At 65.4% G+C, this 16,441-nt stretch carries 11 protein-coding genes; 6 read left to right on the top strand and 5 right to left on the bottom strand.

Features of this window, described 5'->3' with window-relative positions; all coding sequences use genetic code 11:
* The first annotated feature begins 65 nt into the window (after positions 1-65).
* Positions 66-1,706, top strand: coding sequence for a DCC1-like thiol-disulfide oxidoreductase family protein (locus AB4118_RS13295; RefSeq protein ID WP_441490171.1), 1,641 nt, complete (start codon positions 66-68; stop codon positions 1,704-1,706).
* A complete protein-coding gene (locus tag AB4118_RS13300; protein WP_441490172.1) occupies positions 1,703-3,391 on the top strand; it encodes an SDR family oxidoreductase in 1,689 nt (562 codons plus the stop codon). Before AB4118_RS13295 ends, AB4118_RS13300 begins: the two co-directional genes overlap by 4 nt.
* A 38-nt stretch (positions 3,392-3,429) precedes the next feature.
* Here AB4118_RS13300 and AB4118_RS13305 read toward each other — a convergent pair whose 3' ends face one another.
* The 3 genes from AB4118_RS13305 to AB4118_RS13315 all read right to left on the bottom strand — a co-directional run bounded on the left by AB4118_RS13305 (position 3,430) and on the right by AB4118_RS13315 (position 8,807).
* Positions 3,430-6,606 (bottom strand): efflux RND transporter permease subunit, encoded by a 3,177-nt coding sequence (locus tag AB4118_RS13305; RefSeq protein ID WP_441490173.1) that lies wholly within the window; start codon positions 6,604-6,606, stop codon positions 3,430-3,432.
* A gap of 87 nt (positions 6,607-6,693) precedes the next feature.
* Positions 6,694-7,920, bottom strand: coding sequence for an efflux RND transporter periplasmic adaptor subunit (locus AB4118_RS13310; protein WP_441490174.1), 1,227 nt, complete (start codon positions 7,918-7,920; stop codon positions 6,694-6,696).
* 53 nt (positions 7,921-7,973) lie between these two features.
* Entirely contained in the window at positions 7,974-8,807 is an 834-nt protein-coding gene (locus AB4118_RS13315) for an alpha/beta hydrolase fold domain-containing protein (RefSeq protein ID WP_441490175.1), read from the bottom strand.
* A 131-nt stretch (positions 8,808-8,938) separates the two neighbouring features.
* Between AB4118_RS13315 and AB4118_RS13320 the strand changes: the two genes are divergently transcribed.
* Positions 8,939-9,874, top strand: coding sequence for a LysR family transcriptional regulator (locus tag AB4118_RS13320; protein WP_441490176.1), 936 nt, complete (start codon positions 8,939-8,941; stop codon positions 9,872-9,874).
* A 153-nt stretch (positions 9,875-10,027) separates the two neighbouring features.
* Here the strand turns inward: AB4118_RS13320 and AB4118_RS13325 are convergent, their stop codons facing one another.
* Positions 10,028-11,467 (bottom strand): FAD-binding oxidoreductase, encoded by a 1,440-nt coding sequence (locus AB4118_RS13325; protein WP_441490177.1) that lies wholly within the window; start codon positions 11,465-11,467, stop codon positions 10,028-10,030.
* Between the two features lie 238 nt (positions 11,468-11,705).
* Complete coding sequence (locus tag AB4118_RS13330) at positions 11,706-12,401, bottom strand: CerR family C-terminal domain-containing protein (RefSeq protein ID WP_441490178.1); 696 nt, start codon at positions 12,399-12,401, stop codon at positions 11,706-11,708.
* Positions 12,402-12,491: 90 nt separating this feature from the next.
* On the opposite strand from AB4118_RS13330, the gene AB4118_RS13335 reads away from it, so the two are divergent.
* From AB4118_RS13335 to AB4118_RS13345, 3 genes are read left to right on the top strand one after another with little or no spacing between them, the layout of a single operon-like run.
* Positions 12,492-13,526 (top strand): HlyD family secretion protein, encoded by a 1,035-nt coding sequence (locus tag AB4118_RS13335; protein ID WP_441490179.1) that lies wholly within the window; start codon positions 12,492-12,494, stop codon positions 13,524-13,526.
* The gene (locus AB4118_RS13340) at positions 13,523-15,295 is read left to right on the top strand and encodes an ATP-binding cassette domain-containing protein (protein WP_441490180.1); all 1,773 of its coding nucleotides are present in this window, start codon (positions 13,523-13,525) and stop codon (positions 15,293-15,295) included. Before AB4118_RS13335 ends, AB4118_RS13340 begins: the two co-directional genes overlap by 4 nt.
* Entirely contained in the window at positions 15,292-16,437 is a 1,146-nt protein-coding gene (locus tag AB4118_RS13345) for an ABC transporter permease (RefSeq protein ID WP_441490181.1), read from the top strand. The genes AB4118_RS13340 and AB4118_RS13345 overlap by 4 nt, the downstream gene beginning before the upstream one ends.
* The last annotated feature ends 4 nt before the right edge of the window (positions 16,438-16,441 follow it).

Genomic DNA, 16,441 nt, shown 5'->3' on the forward strand with positions numbered 1-16,441 from the left:
CCCGTTGCCGGCGGGGTTCGCCCTGCCTATCGTGCAACAGGTCAGTTTCCTCCAAGTCGGGTTTCATGCCAGCTAAGGATATCGCGATAGCGGGATGCGGCCCGGCAGGGCTGGCGGCCGCACTGATGCTGCATCGCGACGGACATCGCGTCAGGCTGTTCGAGCGCTTCGAGACGCCTCGTCCGGTCGGATCCGGTCTGATGATCCAGCCGACCGGTCTCGCCGTCCTCCGGGAATTGAAGCTCGCCGAAGCCACCCTCGCGGCGGGGGCCAGGATCGACCGGCTCTTCGGGCGCGCCGAACCGTCGCAGCGCATCGTACTCGACGTGCGCTATGCGGCACTTGGGCAGGATGCCGGCCATGGCATCGGCATTCATCGCGCTGCACTGTTCGACATCCTGCACGACGCCGCACGAGAGGCCGGAATTGCGATCGAGGGAGGCCGCAGCGTGGCCTCGAGCGAAATCGTCGGGGCGAACAGACGCGCGCTCATCTTTGCCGACGGCACACGGACGGAGTCCTTCGACCTTGTCGTGGATGCCCTTGGCACCATGAGCCCGCTCGCGCGCCATCAGGGCCGGCCGCTGGCCTATGGCGCGCTCTGGGCCAGCCTCGATTGGCCCGACGACGCGGGCTTCGACATGGCAACGCTGGAACAGCGCTATATCCGCGCGAGCACGATGGTCGGGGTCCTGCCCATCGGCCGGCTGGCCCAAGCGCCGACCGCAAAGGCAGCCTTCTTCTGGTCGCTGCGCTGCGACCGTCTCTCGGACTGGCAGCGCTCCGGACTTGCAGCGTGGAAGGCGGACGTCCTCAAGCTATGGCCGGCAACTGCGCCCCTGCTCGCGCAGATCGAAACGCCGGATCAACTGACTTTCGCACGCTATGCCCATAGGACCACGCCCGTCCCAACGGAGCCTGGCCTGATCCATATTGGCGATTCCTGGCATTCGACGAGCCCGCAGCTCGGTCAGGGAGCCAATATGGCGTTGCTCGACGCCTTCGCGCTCGTAAGGGCGCTGCGCGACGGGAACGAGACGACGACTGCGCCAGGCCTTGCAATCGCCGCGCGTCGCCGACATGTCCGGCTCTATCAGACCATGAGCGCGATGTTCACGCCGGTCTATCAATCCGACAGCCGGCTCCTGCCCCTGCTCCGCGATCGGATCGTCGGGCCGCTCGCCCGGATCTGGCCGGCCCCTGCCATCCTGGCGGCGATGGTCAGCGGTTTGATCGGCGCGCCCCTGAAACGGCTCGGGCTGCCCGCCCCAGCGGCGATCACGCTGGGCGACGCAATCGAGGCGCAGACCCAAGGCAGGCGCGTGATCGTGTTTGACGGTGAATGCGTGATGTGCTCGCAACAGGCACAATTCGTCATGCGCAATGACCATGAACGCCGCTTCACGCTCACCACCGCGCAAGGGCCCCTTGGCCAGGAACTCTATCACCGCCTCGGCCTTCCCAAGTCGGACTTCGAGACGATGCTGCTGATCGAGGGCGGGCGAATCCTGGGCCGGTCGGACGCTGTCATCGCCATTGCGGCAGGGCTGGGCTGGCCCTGGCGCATCGCACTGGCGGCACGCGTCATTCCACGACCGCTCCGCGACCGGCTCTATCGCCTTGTTGCCCGCAATCGCTATCGCTGGTTCGGCCGGCGCGAAACCTGCTGGCGCCCCACCCCGGATATGGCGGACCGCATCCTGTGAAGGTTCTCCTGCTCGGTGGCTATGGCGGCTTCGGTGCCCGCATCGCGCGGCGGCTGGCCGATACGGGGCACGAAGTCCTGGTCGCCGGGCGCAGCCTGGAGAAGGCGGAACGCTTCTGCGCTGGCAGACTGCGCCTCACCCCGCTTCTCCTGGACCGGGACCGCGATATCGCGCTGGCGCTCGCCGAGCACCGCCCTGCTGTCCTGATCGACGCCGCAGGCCCCTTTCAGGGCCTGGATTATGCGGTCGCTCGCGCCTGTATCGCCGCGCGGTGCCACTATCTCGACATCGCCGATGCGCGCGATTTCGTCACCGGCATCGGGTCTCTCGCTGAAGCGGCCCTGGCCGCCGACGTGGTCGTCGTCTCGGGCGCCTCCAGCGTCCCTGCTTTGTCGGGCGCTGTGGTTCGCGCCCTCGCAGACGGTATGGATCAGCTCAGCGCCGTCGAGCTCGCGATCAGCGCTTCAAACCGCGCGACCGCGGGCGCTTCGGTCACGAAGGCAATCTTCTCCTATATCGGCAAGCCGATCCCGCTCTGGCGCGCAGCGCGCCGGGCGAACGGCTTTGGCTGGCAGGACATCAGGCGCGAAGACTTTACGATTGCCGGCGAGCCACCTCTTGCTGGCCGCCTCGTGGCCCTGGCAGATGTGCCCGATCTCACTCTCCTGCCCGATCGCCTTCCGGGAAAGCCCTCCGTCAGTTTTAGAGCCGGCACCGAGCTCCGCTGGCAGAACCGTGCGCTTTGGCTGGCAAGCTGGCCTGTTCGATGGGGTTGGATCGAGAACCTGACCCGCTTTGCGCCCCTGGTCCTTCAAGCGCAGCGGCTGAGCTCTTCATGGGGCAGCGATCGCTCCGGCATGATGGTTCGACTGTTCGGGTACGCTGACGGCCGGGGTGTCGAACGGCGATGGACATTGATCGCGAGCAAGGGCGATGGTCCGGAGATTCCAGGCCTGGCGGCCGCAATCCTCGTCGACAGGCTCGCCAGGCGTGACGTTCCAGCCGGGGCCCGCGATGCCGGCGAGATGCTGTCACTGCCAGAGTTCGAGCCGGCCTTCACGCGACTGGCGATCCGGCACGAGATGGCAGAGCTGCCGCAGCCTCCCCCGCTCTATGCCCGGGTCCTCGGCGATGCCTTCGCGACCCTGCCTGCGGCCCTCCGCGCGATCCACACTGTCCTCCGCGATCGCGGCGCCCATGGACGGGCGATGGTGACGCGCGGGCACAACCCGGTTGCACGCGCTATAGCGGCCCTATTCGGCTTTCCGCCTGAAGGGGAGCATGGGCTGCACGTCGCCTTTGCGGAGAGTGGCGGCGTCGAAACCTGGATTCGCGACTTCTCGGGCCGCCGCTTCAGCAGCCGGCTGTCGCAGCAGGGGCGGCTGCTCATGGAGCGCTTTGGCCCGCTGCGCTTCGGCTTCGATCTGCTCGCTGACGACAAGGGGCTCGCGATGCACCTGAAGCGTTGGTGGCTGGGCCCCGTCCCCATGCCACTTGCCCTGGCGCCTCGCTCGCTGGCGCGCGAATGGGAGGAGGATGGCCGCTTCCATTTCGATGTCCCGATCGCATTGCCGCTAATCGGACTGGTTGTGCACTATCGCGGCTGGCTCGAGCCGACGGCTGACAATACCGGCGCCTCGCAGCAGAACGCGCCGGACAGGGCCCGGCGCGTTCTGGCTGGTTGAAGCCGTCAGACTCCCCCTCAGGGCAGCCTGTGCCCCGGTCAGGCGGCTTGCGCCAGTTCCGCTTCCGCCTCGACATGCTTCAGCGGCTTGTTTCCGGTCAGGGCCCGCATCAGCACGTAGAAGACCGGAGTCAGGAAGATGCCGAAGGCGGTGACGCCGATCATGCCGGCGAAGACCGCGATGCCCATCGCCTGACGCATCTCGGCGCCGGCACCGGTCGAGATCACCAGCGGGACCACGCCCATGATGAAGGCGAGCGAGGTCATCAGGATCGGACGCAGGCGCAGACGGCTGGCTTCGATCGCGGCCTCGACCGGCGTCTTGCCCTCGAACTCCAGTTCGCGGGCGAACTCGACGATCAGGATCGCGTTCTTCGCAGATAGCCCGACCAGCACGACGAGACCGATCTGGGTGAAGACGTTGTTGTCGCCGCCGCTCCACCAGATGCCAGCCATGGCGGCAAGCAGGCCCATCGGGATGATCAGGATGATCGCGATCGGCAGCGTCAGGCTCTCATACTGGGCCGCCAGCACCAGGAAGACGAGCAGGATCGCGATCGGGAAGACGATCAGCGAAGAGTTGCCCGCCAGGATCTCCTGATAGGTCAGGTCCGTCCATTCGAAGGCAAAGCCCTTCGGCAGCGTCTCGTTGGCAATGCGCTCCGCCGCCGCCTGAGCCTGCCCCGACGAGAAGCCGGGTGCCGGACCGGCATTGATGTCGGCGGCCAGGAAGCCGTTATAGCGCATCGCCCGTTCCGGCCCGGCATCGGCACGCACGTTCAGCACAGCGCTCAGCGGCACCATCTCGCCTGAGGTCGAACGGACCCGGAGCTTGCCGATATCCTCCTGATAGGCCCGGAAGGGCGCATCAGCCTGGACGCGGACGGTGTAGGTACGCCCGAACTTGTTGAAATCGTTGACATAGGACGAGCCGAGATAGATCTGCAGCGTCTCGAAGACATCGGTCACCGGCACGCCGAGCTGGCGGGCCTTGGTGCGGTCGATATCGGCATAGAGCTGCGGAACATTCACCTGGAAGCTCGAGAACATGCCGGCGAGTTCGGGCGCCGTCGCAGCCTTGGCCATGAAGGCCTTGGTCGCTTCATCGAGCGCCTTGTAGCCAAGGCCGGCGCGGTCCTCGATCTGCAGCTTGAAGCCACCGATCGTACCGAGCCCCTGCACCGGCGGCGGCGGGAACATCGCGATGAATGCCTCCTTGATGCCGGCGAACTCCTTGTTGAGCTGCATGGCGATCGCGGCGCCGTTGAGCGAGGGGTCCTTGCGCTGCTCGAAGGGCTTCAGCGTCACGAAGACGATGCCGGCATTCGACGAGTTGGTGAAGCCGTTGATCGAGAGGCCGGGAAAGGACACCGCACTCTGGACGCCGGGATGCTTCAGGGCGATCTCGCCCATCTTGCGGATGACGTCCTCGGTGCGGTCGAGCGTGGCGGCGTCGGGCAGTTGCGCGAAGCCGACGAGATACTGCTTGTCCTGGCCGGGCACGAAGCCGCCCGGGACAGTGCGGAACAGCACGACCGTCAGGCCGACGAGCACGAGATAGACCGCCATCATCGCCGTCTTGCGGGTCAGGATGCGGCGCACGCCGCCGCCATAGGCCTGAGAGCTGCGATTGAAGAAGCGGTTGAAGCCACGAAAGAACCAGCCGAACAGCTTGTCCATGACGCGGGTCAGCGCATCCTTCGGGGCGTGGTGCGAACGCAGCAAAAGGGCTGCCAGCGCCGGCGACAGCGTCAGCGAGTTGATCGCCGAGATCACCGTCGAGATCGCGATGGTCAGCGCGAACTGGCGATAGAACTGGCCGGTCAAGCCGCTGATGAAGGCGAGCGGCACGAAAACCGCGACCAGCACCAGCGCGATCGCGATGATCGGGCCGGAGACCTCGCGCATCGCCTTGTAGGTCGCCTGGCGGGGCTCCAGCCCCTGCTCGATATTGCGCTCGACATTCTCGACCACGACAATGGCGTCGTCGACGACGATGCCGATGGCGAGCACGAGGCCGAACAGGCTGAGCGCGTTGATCGAGAAGCCGAAGAGATACATCACGGCGAAGGTGCCGATGACCGAGACCGGCACGGCGACCAGCGGGATGATCGAGGCCCGCCAAGTCTGCAGGAAGACGATGACGACGAGCACGACCAGCGCGATGGCCTCGAGCAGCGTGGTGATGACGGCCTTGATCGAGGCGCGCACGAACTGGGTCGTGTCGTAGACGATCGCGTAGTCCACGCCTTCCGGCATGTTCTGCTTGATCTCGCGCATCACCGCCTGGACGTTGTCGGCGATGGCGATGGCATTCGAGCCCGGCGCCTGGAAGATCGGCACCGCGACCGCCGACTTGTTGTCGAGCAGCGAGCGCAGGGCATAGTCGGCCGCGCCGAGTTCGATGCGCGCGACATCCTTCAGCCGCGTCACAGCCCCGGTCGGGCTGGTGCGGATGATGATCTCGCCGAACTCCTCCTCATTCTGAAGGCGCCCCTGGGCATTGACCGAGAGCTGGAGATCGAGGCCCGGGGCGTTCGGGGAGGCGCCGATGACGCCGGCAGCAGCCTGGACGTTCTGCGCGCGGATCTCGCGCACGACGTCGCTCGGCGAGAGCCCGTGCTCGGAGACCTTCTGCGGATCGAGCCAGACGCGGAGCGAATAGTCGCCCGAGCCGAAGAGCTGGACCTGGCCGACGCCGTCGATGCGCGCCAGCCTGTCCTTGACGTTCAGGACTGCGTAGTTGCGCAGATAGGTCATGTCGTAGCGATCGTTCGGCGAGGTGATGTGCACCACCATCGTCAAATCCGGCGAGCTCTTGATCGTGGTGACGCCGAGGCGCCGCACCTCTTCCGGCAAGCGGGGCTCCGCCTGCGAGACGCGGTTCTGCACGAGCTGCTGTGCCTTGTCGGGATCGGTGCCGAGCTTGAAGGTGACGTTCAGCGTCATCACGCCGTCGGTCGTCGCCTGGCTGGACATGTAGAGCATGCCCTCGACGCCGTTGATCTGCTCCTCGATCGGCGTGGCCACGGTTTCGGCGATGACGCGAGGATTGGCGCCCGGGTATTGCGCGCGCACCACCACGGTCGGCGGCACGACTTCGGGATATTCCGAGATCGGCAGCACACGCAGCGAGAGCAGGCCGGCGACCAGGATGAGAACCGACAGCACGCCCGCGAAGATCGGGCGATCGATGAAGAACTTGGAGAGATTCATGAGATGCCCCCTTCGGGCGCCTCAGGCCTGACGACGGGCGCCATCACGCGACGTCGTCAGCACCCGAGTTCTGATAGGCGTCCCAGCTCAGCGCTGGGCGATTTCCGTGGGTCCTGCACCGGCCACCCGGCGCAGCTCTGACTTCTCGGCCATCGGCACCTGCTCGGGAGCGACAGCTGCGCCCGGACGAATGCGCTGCAGGCCGTTGACGACGATTTTTTCGCCCGGCTTGAGCCCGGCGGTGACGATGCGCAGCCCCTCATTGGCCGAGCCAAGCGTCACTTCACGCCAGCTCGCCTTGAGGTCCTCGCCGACGACGAAGACGAACTTCTTGTTCTGGTCGGTGCCGATCGCGCGCTCATTGATCACCAGCGCAGGCTCGGTCCGGGCCTGGCCCATGCGCAGGCGCACGAACTGGCCCGGCATCAGCGTGCCATCGGGATTGTCGAAGATCGCCCGCACCCGAACGGTGCCGCTGCCGACATCGACACTGTTGTCGACGAATTGCAGCCTGCCGTTGATCGGAGTGCCGTCCTGCGTCGCCGTGCCCATCTGAACCGGGATGCGCTCCAGCGCACGCGGACCATCCGAGGCCGGCAGCGAGCCGAGAGCCCTCAGCACCGTGTTCTCGTCGGCATTGAAGCTGGCATAGATCGGATCGACCGAGACCAGTGTCGTCATCAGCGAAGCCCCCGCCCCGGCTGCGACGAGATTGCCGACAGTGACCTCGAGCCGCCCGATCCGGCCACTGATCGGCGCCCTGATCTGGGTGTAGTCGAGGTTCAGCCGCGCTGTCTGCAGGGCCGCCTGGGCCGCGCGGTGATTGGCCTGCGCTTCACGAAGAGCATTCAGACGGGCGTCGAGATCGCGCTGCGACACGTTCTGCGTCGTCATCAGCTTCTGACCGCGCTCATGCTCGTTGGCGGCAAGCGCCACCCGGGCTTCGGCAGCCAGGACCTGGGCCTGGGCGCGTTCGAACTCGGCGAGATAGGGCGCCTGGTCGATGCTGATCAGCAGGTCGCCCTGCTTGACGAGGTTGCCCTGCTTGAAGTGCACGGCCTCGACGACGCCGGCGACGCGCGAGCGCACATCGACGCGTTCGATCGCCTCCAGGCGGCCGGAGAACTCGGCCCAGTTGGTCAGCTCACGCTGCTCGACGAGCGCGACCGAAACCGGGGTCGCCTGCGCGGCCGCCGGAGCGGTATCGCTCTGGGCCTTGTCGGAGCCGTTCATCACAAGCAGGACGGCGGCGAGAGAGATGGTGGCGGCCAGGCTTCCGCCCAGCAGGCCATGACGGATCATTCCCTGAATCATGGGTTCATTCCTTGCGAGAGAAGAGAGGATCGAGTTGGTCGCGTTGGCCCCGATCAGGACGGCGCGGTGGATTTGAAGAACTCGGTTACATGGTCACATGCCAGGCAGAGGCAGGAACCTTCCTTGGGAGCCTCGGCATAGGCACCGGGCCAATTGGTTGGCGCAGTCTGCACGTAGCGACTGACCGCGACACCCGCTTCCTGCAGCCGACAGGCATAGCTCGCGCATTCGTCACGCAGCGGATCATCCTCCGCCGTGATCAGCAGGGCAGGAGCCAGCCCGGCAAGCCGGGAGGCGTTGAGCGGCGCGGCATAGGGATGAGCCGCCTTGTCAGGCGAACCCAGATAGTCGTGCCAGCCATCGGCCCAGCGACATCCCACCGGACCGGCATCGGCCTCGCGCAGCGAATAGGTCCCAAGGCAGGAATCCAGCATCGGCGAGAGCAGGATCTGCCCGGCGAGCGGCGGTCCCTGCCGGTCCCGCGCCATCATGGCGAGAGCCGCGGCCAGGTTGCCGCCGGCTTCTTCGCCAGCGACGTAGAATGGGGCGCTTTTCGCGACCCAGCGGCTGCGCGCCTTGTAGAGCGCCAGCAAGCCACCAAATACGGCCTCCAGCACATCGGGGAAACGGTGCATTGGCGCGAGCGGATAATCGACCGAAACGACAGCGGCACCGGCGCGAGCCAGGATCGTCGCGACCGCCTCTCCGCTTGCCAGCGAGCCCTCGTTGAAGGTGCCGCCATGCAGGTGCATGACGAGCGCTGTGTTGCGGTTGAGCTCTGCCGGGATGAACACACGCGCTGCCAGCGAGACTGGCTTGGCAGCGATCACCTCGTCCCGCCATGTGACGGAGATGGGGCGATCGAGGGTGGCGGTTTGAGCGGACATGGCGTGTCCCGGCGGCTTCTGTTGCAATGCAACCTGATTTAGACCATCGTGTTTCGGCAATAAATACCCGTAAAGCTCATTCATTATTTCCATATGGAAACAATCGAAGAAGCGACCTGTTAGAAAAAGCCATGGACCAGCTCAGCGCCATGCGCGCCTTTGTCCGCGTCGTCGAAGCCGGCACCTTCACCCGTGCTGCCGATCTGCTCGACATCCCCAAGCCGACGGTGACCAAGCAGATCCAGCAGCTTGAGTCGCATCTCCACGCCAAACTCCTCAACCGCACCACACGGCGCGTGACGGTGACGATGGACGGGGCGGCCTATTACGAGCGCGCGCTCAGGGTCCTGAACGAAATCGACGAGCTCGACGGCAGCATGGCCTCGTCACAGGCCAGGCCGAGCGGGCGCCTGCGCGTCGACGTCAGCGCGCCGCTGGCCATGCGCGTCATCATCCCGAACCTGCCTGAATTCCATGCGCGCTATCCCGACATCCAGCTCGACCTCGGCCTCAGTGACCGACCTGCCGATCTGCTGGCGGAAAATCTCGATTGCGCCGTCCGGGCCGGCGAGCTCACGGACCAGAGCCTGATCGCCCGGCGCATCGGCGAGATGTATCTCGTGACCTGCGCCTCCCCCTCCTATGTCCAGCGCCATGGCGAGCCCCAGCATCCGACCGACCTCGAGGGCGATCATTTCATCGTCGGCTACCGCTATGCCGGGACCAGTCGCACAGCCCCCTTCACCTATGCCGACGGTAAGGAAAGCCACGAGATCAGGGGACGTTTCGTCGTATCGCTGAACGAAGGTGCTGGTTACGTCGCTGCCGCGCTGGCGGGGCTCGGCATCGTTCAGGCACCAACCTTCATGGTGCAGGAGGATATCGCCGCCGGCCGGCTCGTACCGCTGCTGACGAATTGGTGCTCGACCCCCAAGCCGCTGCACATCGTCTACCCACCGAACCGTCATCTCAGCAACAAGGTGCGTGTCTTCGTCGACTGGCTGGCCGAGCTCTTCGCCAAGGACGACCTGATCCAGCGGCGCTCCAGCTTGCCGCATTGCGCCTAGGACCTAAGGCACGCTTTGGAGAGCCGGCCCGGCGCCGGCGGAGAGTCTCATTAAGCCATGGAGACGCACCAGCCCGCAGGGACACAATACGCGTCGATCCCTGCGGCCTGGGCCAGCCATCCAACCTCGTCCTAACTGCTCAGGCAGCTGAGCTCAGGCGGCCTGCGAACCCGCCGTCGGCTTCACATTCTGGTTCATGCGAAACAGGTTCATCGGGTCGTAGCGCCGCTTCAGCTCGGCAAGGCGATGGTAACTGCCTCCGTAAGCCGCCTGGACGCGGTCCATCTCGTCTGCCGGCATGAAGTTGATATAGGCCGTTCCAGCTGAATACGGCCTTGCGGCATCAAAGAGCGCGCGCGCCCAGGCGATGCAGGCCTGATCCATGCCCTGTTCGCGCCAGCGCGCATGAACATTCATGACGAAATGGGAGCTGCGCTGCGGAAAGGCGGTCGCATCCGCCGCAACGCGGCCGGCCGCCCCACCGACATGGCCGATGAAGATCTCGCATTCCGGCCCCGGGAGCCGACGCACCGCGCCAATCAGGATCCTGATCGCCGCGTCCGAGAGCTCGGTGAAGTCGTGGCTCTTCCAGTAGTTGCGGGCCCCGGCTGTGAGCAGAGGATCGAAAGCCTGTTGCCACGCCGCGAAAGGCGCCGGCCCCACCACGTCGACGATCGGTTTTCCGATGGAACGCAGCCTGGCGGTTGCCTTTTCGCCTTCGGCGATGTCGCCGCAATAGCACATCGCGAGCACCAGCACTTCCTTGCCATGCCACTCGGCCGGCAGGAACGGCAGGGGCGGCGCCTGCCGCATCACGACCCAACAGGTCAACTCGTCGGGCGCCACTTCGAGCGCCTGACGATATTCCTTCAGGACGGCCTCGGCATCATCGAAGGGATGCACGACAAGGCCAGCCAAAACCTGGGGGCCAAGCTTGTGAAGCCGAAATTCGAACGCGGTGGCCACCCCGAAATTTCCGCCGCCGCCGCGCAGGGCCCAGAACAGGTCCGGATTTTCCGACTGGCTAGCGCGCCTGAGCTCGCCGTCAGCCGTCACCACCTCGACCGACAGCAGGTTGTCCAGGGTAAGCCCGAACTTCCGCGTGATCCAGCCGAAGCCGCCGCCCAGCGTCAGGCCGGCAATGCCCGTGGTCGAATTGATGCCCGTCGGCACCGCCAATCCGAATTCCTGGGTTTCCCTGTCGACATCGGCCAGGGTAGCGCCCGGCTCGACCCAGGCGCGCTGCGATGCTTCGTCGACTCGGACCGATTTCATCGGTGACAGGTCGATCATCAGGCCGCCATCGCAGACGGCATTTCCGGCAATGCCGTGTCCGCCGCCACGCACAGAGAGCAATAGTCCGTTGTCACGCGCAAATCGCACAGCGCTGACGACATCGGCAGCCACCGCACAGCGTATGATCAGGCCAGGTCTGCGATCGACCATCCCATTCCAGATCGCGCGTGCATCGTCATATGCGGCATCAGTCTCGTCGAGCACGCTTCCGTGAAGCTGCGCGGCGAGCGCCTCGATGGCTGAGGCGCTGATGGATTTCGTTCCGGCCGCCAGTGTCGTGAGGCTCTGGGCTTGCATGATCGTTCCTCCCGAATGGGTCATGAACTCTCAGCCCCCCGCCACAAGAATTCTGCGCCTGCGCCGGGCCGCACTCAATGACGCAGATCACAGAAGCTCGGATTTCCACGCTTCAGCGGATGGAGCTTTGGAGCGGGCAGTCATGCGACGATGGTGTCTAGCGATGACCACAGGCAATGGCGCGGGATCCGACGGTTGGAGGTCGGATGGATGCAAGCCTGATCGGCAGCACATCACCTCAGGCGGAACGAGCTTCCTCCCGCGCATCGAGTTCCGCTGCCACGGCAGCGATGCCGCCGAAAGCGAAGCGCTGGAAATGGGCGACCATCTCGTCGACAGCGCCCCGGTCCGACGCCAGGTCGGGAAAGACCTGCGCGAGGACCTGGCGGTTGCCGACGAGCATCACCACGAAGGGGGCGATGACAGTGAGACAGCACCGGGCAACGACGGGGTGATCATGCGGCACTCCCAGGATTTCGCCGACGATCCCGGTGACGATGCGCTTCTTCGGGAGAATCTCGCGATCCCGCAGCACTGCGAAAGCGGGTGTTGGAGCCAGCACCTCACGGCTCAGGACCCGCAAGGACCAGCTCGAGGAGGCGGGCCCCATGATCGTGCGGACCACGAGACCAATGAGGGTGCGAAGCTTGTCCTCCGGAGTCCCTGGGGCTTCTGCCAGCTTGAGCAGCCGATCATAGGTCAGCAGGCGGCGATGCGCCTCGACCAACACCTCGGCATAGAGCCCGTCGATGCCGCCATAATAGTAATTCACGGCAGCAGAATTGCTGCCCGCCCGCTCGGCGATCTCCTTGCCGGTGGCGCGATCAAAGCCCTTTTCCGCAAAGACCTCTCCGGCCGCATCGAGAATCTGCGCCTTGGTGGCCGCACCGTCCTCGCGGCGACCGGGTCGTTTTTGAGGAATCGCTCGTTTCATGACCCGAGCTTAACGCCGATCAAGAATATTTGAAAGATAGAATTTAAATTCAGATTTGACATATTGCACCACGCGCCTATCCTTGAAGGCATGAGCAAGGCACCGCGCATACTGGCTGTCATCGCCCTCTTGGGGGCCGCAGGCGCCTGGTGGTTTAGCCACCGCCCCGCCGCGACATCCGAGTTGGTCCTCTACGGCAATGTCGATCTCAGGCAGGCCTCGCTGGCCTTCAACGGCAGCGAACGCATCGCCGCGATCCTTGTCGAGGAGGGCAATGTCGTTCGCAGCGGCCAGGTCCTTGCGAAGCTGGATACGAGCCGCCTGCAACCGCAGATCGACCAGATGGAAGCGATTGTCGGGGCCCAGAAGGCCGCACTCGATCGATTGCGCAACGGCTCTCGCCCCGAGGAGATCGCCCAGGCCCGCGCCAACCTGGAATCGGCCAGGGCGGATTCGGTCAACGCCGCCGCGCAATATGAGCGGCGGCGCGCCCTGTCCGCGAATGCCGTCAGCCAGCAGGACCTTGATGCCGCCAAGGCTCTTGCCGAGACCTCCAAGGCAAAGCTCGATGTCGCAAAGAGCGCCCTCGACCTTTCTCTCGCCGGCCCGCGCTCGGAGGACATCGCGCAGGCAGAGGCACAGCTCCGCGGCAACCAGGCGCAGCTTGCGCTCGCCCGGCGCCAATTGGTCGATGCGCAGCTGCTTGCTCCCTTCGACGGCGTGGTTCGCTCGCGGCTGATGGAACCCGGCGAGATGGCCTCGCCCAGCCGCCCGGTGCTTTCACTGGCCATGACCGGCACGAAATGGGTGCGGACCTATGTGGCTGAGCCGAAGCTCGGACAGGTCCGCTCTGGCATGCGGATGCAGGTCACCACGGACAGCTTTCCGAACCAGCCGCTCGAAGGCTGGATCGGCTTCATCTCACCCGTCGCCGAGTTCACCCCGAAAACGGTGCAGACCGAGGATCTGCGCACGAGCCTCGTCTACGAGATGCGTGTCTTCGTCGAGGACCCGCAGGACAGGCTGCGCCTCGGCATGCCAGCCACCATCAAGATGTTGCCGGGAGCCGAGGCTGCGGTCGCAAACAGCGCTGCTGTACCCGAGACCGGGAAGACCAAGCCATGACCCCCGCCGCGCCCGTCTCACCCGTCACGGCGCGGACCCTCCACAAGACGTTCCGCCGGGCCACCGGCGAAACCGTCAAGGCACTCGACGATGTCTCCTTCGAAGCCAGGGAAGGCACGCTGACCGCCCTCGTCGGCCCCGACGGTGCCGGCAAGACCACATTGCTACGGCTGATCGCCGGGTTGATGAAACCCGATGAGGGTATGCTCGACGTTCTCGGCATTGTCGTCGCTGACGATCCCCAGGCCGTACAGGACCGCATCGGCTACATGCCGCAGAAATTCGGGCTCTATGAGGATCTGAGCGTCCAGGAGAATCTCGATCTCTATGCCGATCTGCACGGCGTCGGTGCGGACCAACGCGAGCACATCTACCCTCGCCTCTTCGAGATGACCCAGCTCGGGCGTTTTCGTGAGCGGCTGGCCGGGAAGCTGTCCGGCGGCATGAAGCAGAAACTGGGGCTCGCCTGCACCCTCGTCCGTGCTCCCGAACTACTGCTGCTGGACGAGCCGACCGTCGGCGTCGACCCACTGTCGCGGCGTGAGCTCTGGGCGATCGTGCTCAAGCTGGTGCGCGAGGATGGGCTCACCGTCATCGTCAGCACCTCCTATCTCGACGAGGCCGAGCTCTGCGACCATGCAGTCGTCATGCATGCCGGAAAGGTGCTGTCGCAGGGCACGCCGAGCGAGATCACGGCGAAAGCTGAAGGCCGCACCTTCATCATCGAGACGCCCAAGGGAATGCCGGCACGTTCGCTGCAGGCACGCTTGTTTCAGCACGACGGCGTCATCGATGCCGTGCCCGAAGCCGGGCAAGTCCGCGTCGTGCTCGCAGCTCCGAGCGAAACGGGCGCCCTGCCCCTCGGCGACGGCACGCTTCGGCATCGCCGCGTGCCGCCACGTTTCGAGGACGGGTTCATGGTGCTTTTTGCCGCCGTCGCCGAGCGCACACGCAGCAGTGCCATGACGCTCGACCAGCCCACCTCCCCGGGTTCCGGCGCCATGGCGGTCGAGGTCCGTGATCTCGTCCGCACCTTCGGCGATTTCACCGCTGTCGATCATGTCAGCTTCGAGGTTCGGAGCGGCGAGATCTACGGGCTTCTCGGCCCCAACGGCGCCGGCAAGAGCACCACGTTCCGGATGCTCTGCGGGCTGCTGCCAGCCTCGCACGGCACGCTGCGTGTCGCTGGCGCGGATTTGCGGACATCGCGTGCCGAGGCGCGGCGCAGGCTCGGCTATGTCGCCCAGAAATTCTCGCTCTACGGCCAGTTGAGCGTCGACGAGAATCTCGATTTCTTCGCCAGCGCCTATGGGCTGCGTGGGAGGCGCAAGGCGGACCGGATCGCCTGGGCGAAGCGGCAATTCGAGCTCGATGCCTTCTCCCGGCTGCCGAGCGGGCAATTGCCGGGCGGCTTCAAGCAGCGCCTCGCGATGGGCACCGCCCTGCTGCACGAGCCGGACATCCTCTTCCTCGATGAGGCGACGAGCGGCGCCGATCCGATCGCGCGGCGCGAATTCTGGGGGCGGATCACGGCGCTCTCCGAGCAGGGCGTCACCGTGATCGTGACCACGCATTTCATGGAGGAAGCAGAATATTGCGACCGGATCATCATCCTCGACGCCGGACGCAGCCTGGCCGAAGGCACGCCGGCCGAGATCAGGGCCCATGCCACGGCCCAGGACGGACGCCAGCCGACGATGGAAGATGCCTTCATCGCCATCGTCGAGACGTCGCGTGACGGGCGTGCCGAGCAGAGGCCCGCAGCATGACCGCCGTGACCTCACAGACCGGCGGAATGGCAAGGCTGCGCCGCATCGCGGCGCTGATCCGGAAGGAGGGCTGGCAGGTCGTGCGCGACCCGAGCAGCATCGCGATCGGCGTGATCATGCCGATGCTGCTGCTCGTGCTCTTCGGCTACGGGCTTTCCTTCGACGTCAAGAACGTCCCGGTCGCGATCGTCATGGAGGACATCTCGGCCGAGGCGCGCGGCGCGGCGTCGAGTTTCGAACTCTCCGACTATTTCAACGCGGTGCAGGTCAAGACCATGGCCGAGGCCGAGCGGATGATGCTCGACAAGCGCGTCCACGCCATTGTCCGCATACCGCCCGATTTCGCGCGCCGGATGGAGCAGGGCACGGCCGAGATCCAGGTGCTGGTCCATGGCACCGACGCCAATACCGCCCGCATCTCGCTCGGCTATGCTCAGGGTGCCGTTGCAACCTGGATGGCGCGCGAGGCCGCGATGGGCCGCATCATCGCCGGTCCGCCAGTCTCGATCGAGAGCCGGCTCTGGTTCAACGATGCCAATAACAGCAGCTACTTCCTGGTTCCCGGCCTGATCGTGCTGGTGATGACGCTGATCGGTGCGCTGCTGACCGCGCTTGTCGTTGCGCGGGAATGGGAGCGCGGAACCTTCGAGGCGCTGTTCGTCACGCCCGTGCGTCCCGGCGAGATCCTGCTTGGCAAGACCGTGCCCTATTTCATCCTCGGCATGATCGGGCTCGCCCTCTCGATCCTTGGTGCCAAGCTGCTCTTCGGCGTGCCGATCAGAGGCTCGCTCGGGCTGCTGGTTGCCGTGTCGATGCTCTATCTGATTGTCGCGCTCGGCATCGGCCTGTTGATCTCCTCGCTGACCAAGAGTCAGTTCGTCGCGAGCCAGATCACGATCATCGCCACCTTTCTCCCGGCGATGATGCTGTCCGGCTTCATGTTCGACATCCGCAGCATGCCGGTCGCGATCCAGGTGATCACGCATATCTTCCCGGCGCGCTATTTCGTCAGCGTTCTGCAGACCCTGTTCCTCGCCGGGGACATCTGGCCGGTGATCCTGCCGAATGCTGCGGTGCTGGCCGTCATGGCCGCGGTGCTGATCGCGCTTGCGATCCGCGCGACGCGCAAGACCATCGTGTGAGGTG

Source organism: Allobosea sp. 2RAB26, from assembly GCF_052115465.1.
Classification (GTDB): domain Bacteria; phylum Pseudomonadota; class Alphaproteobacteria; order Rhizobiales; family Beijerinckiaceae; genus Allobosea.

Bases quoted from the DNA above. Each gene is read 5' to 3' on its own strand.
- AB4118_RS13315 (WP_441490175.1), bottom strand. From the start codon at position 8,807: ATGTCCGCTCAAACCGCCACCCTCGATCGCCCCATCTCCGTCACATGG.
- AB4118_RS13295 (WP_441490171.1), top strand. From the start codon at position 66: ATGCCAGCTAAGGATATCGCGATAGCGGGATGCGGCCCGGCAGGGCTG.
- AB4118_RS13310 (WP_441490174.1), bottom strand. From the start codon at position 7,920: ATGATTCAGGGAATGATCCGTCATGGCCTGCTGGGCGGAAGCCTGGCC.
- AB4118_RS13320 (WP_441490176.1), top strand. From the start codon at position 8,939: ATGGACCAGCTCAGCGCCATGCGCGCCTTTGTCCGCGTCGTCGAAGCC.
- AB4118_RS13330 (WP_441490178.1), bottom strand. From the start codon at position 12,401: ATGAAACGAGCGATTCCTCAAAAACGACCCGGTCGCCGCGAGGACGGT.
- AB4118_RS13345 (WP_441490181.1), top strand. From the start codon at position 15,292: ATGACCGCCGTGACCTCACAGACCGGCGGAATGGCAAGGCTGCGCCGC.
- AB4118_RS13325 (WP_441490177.1), bottom strand. From the start codon at position 11,467: ATGCAAGCCCAGAGCCTCACGACACTGGCGGCCGGAACGAAATCCATC.
- AB4118_RS13305 (WP_441490173.1), bottom strand. From the start codon at position 6,606: ATGAATCTCTCCAAGTTCTTCATCGATCGCCCGATCTTCGCGGGCGTG.
- AB4118_RS13340 (WP_441490180.1), top strand. From the start codon at position 13,523: ATGACCCCCGCCGCGCCCGTCTCACCCGTCACGGCGCGGACCCTCCAC.
- AB4118_RS13335 (WP_441490179.1), top strand. From the start codon at position 12,492: ATGAGCAAGGCACCGCGCATACTGGCTGTCATCGCCCTCTTGGGGGCC.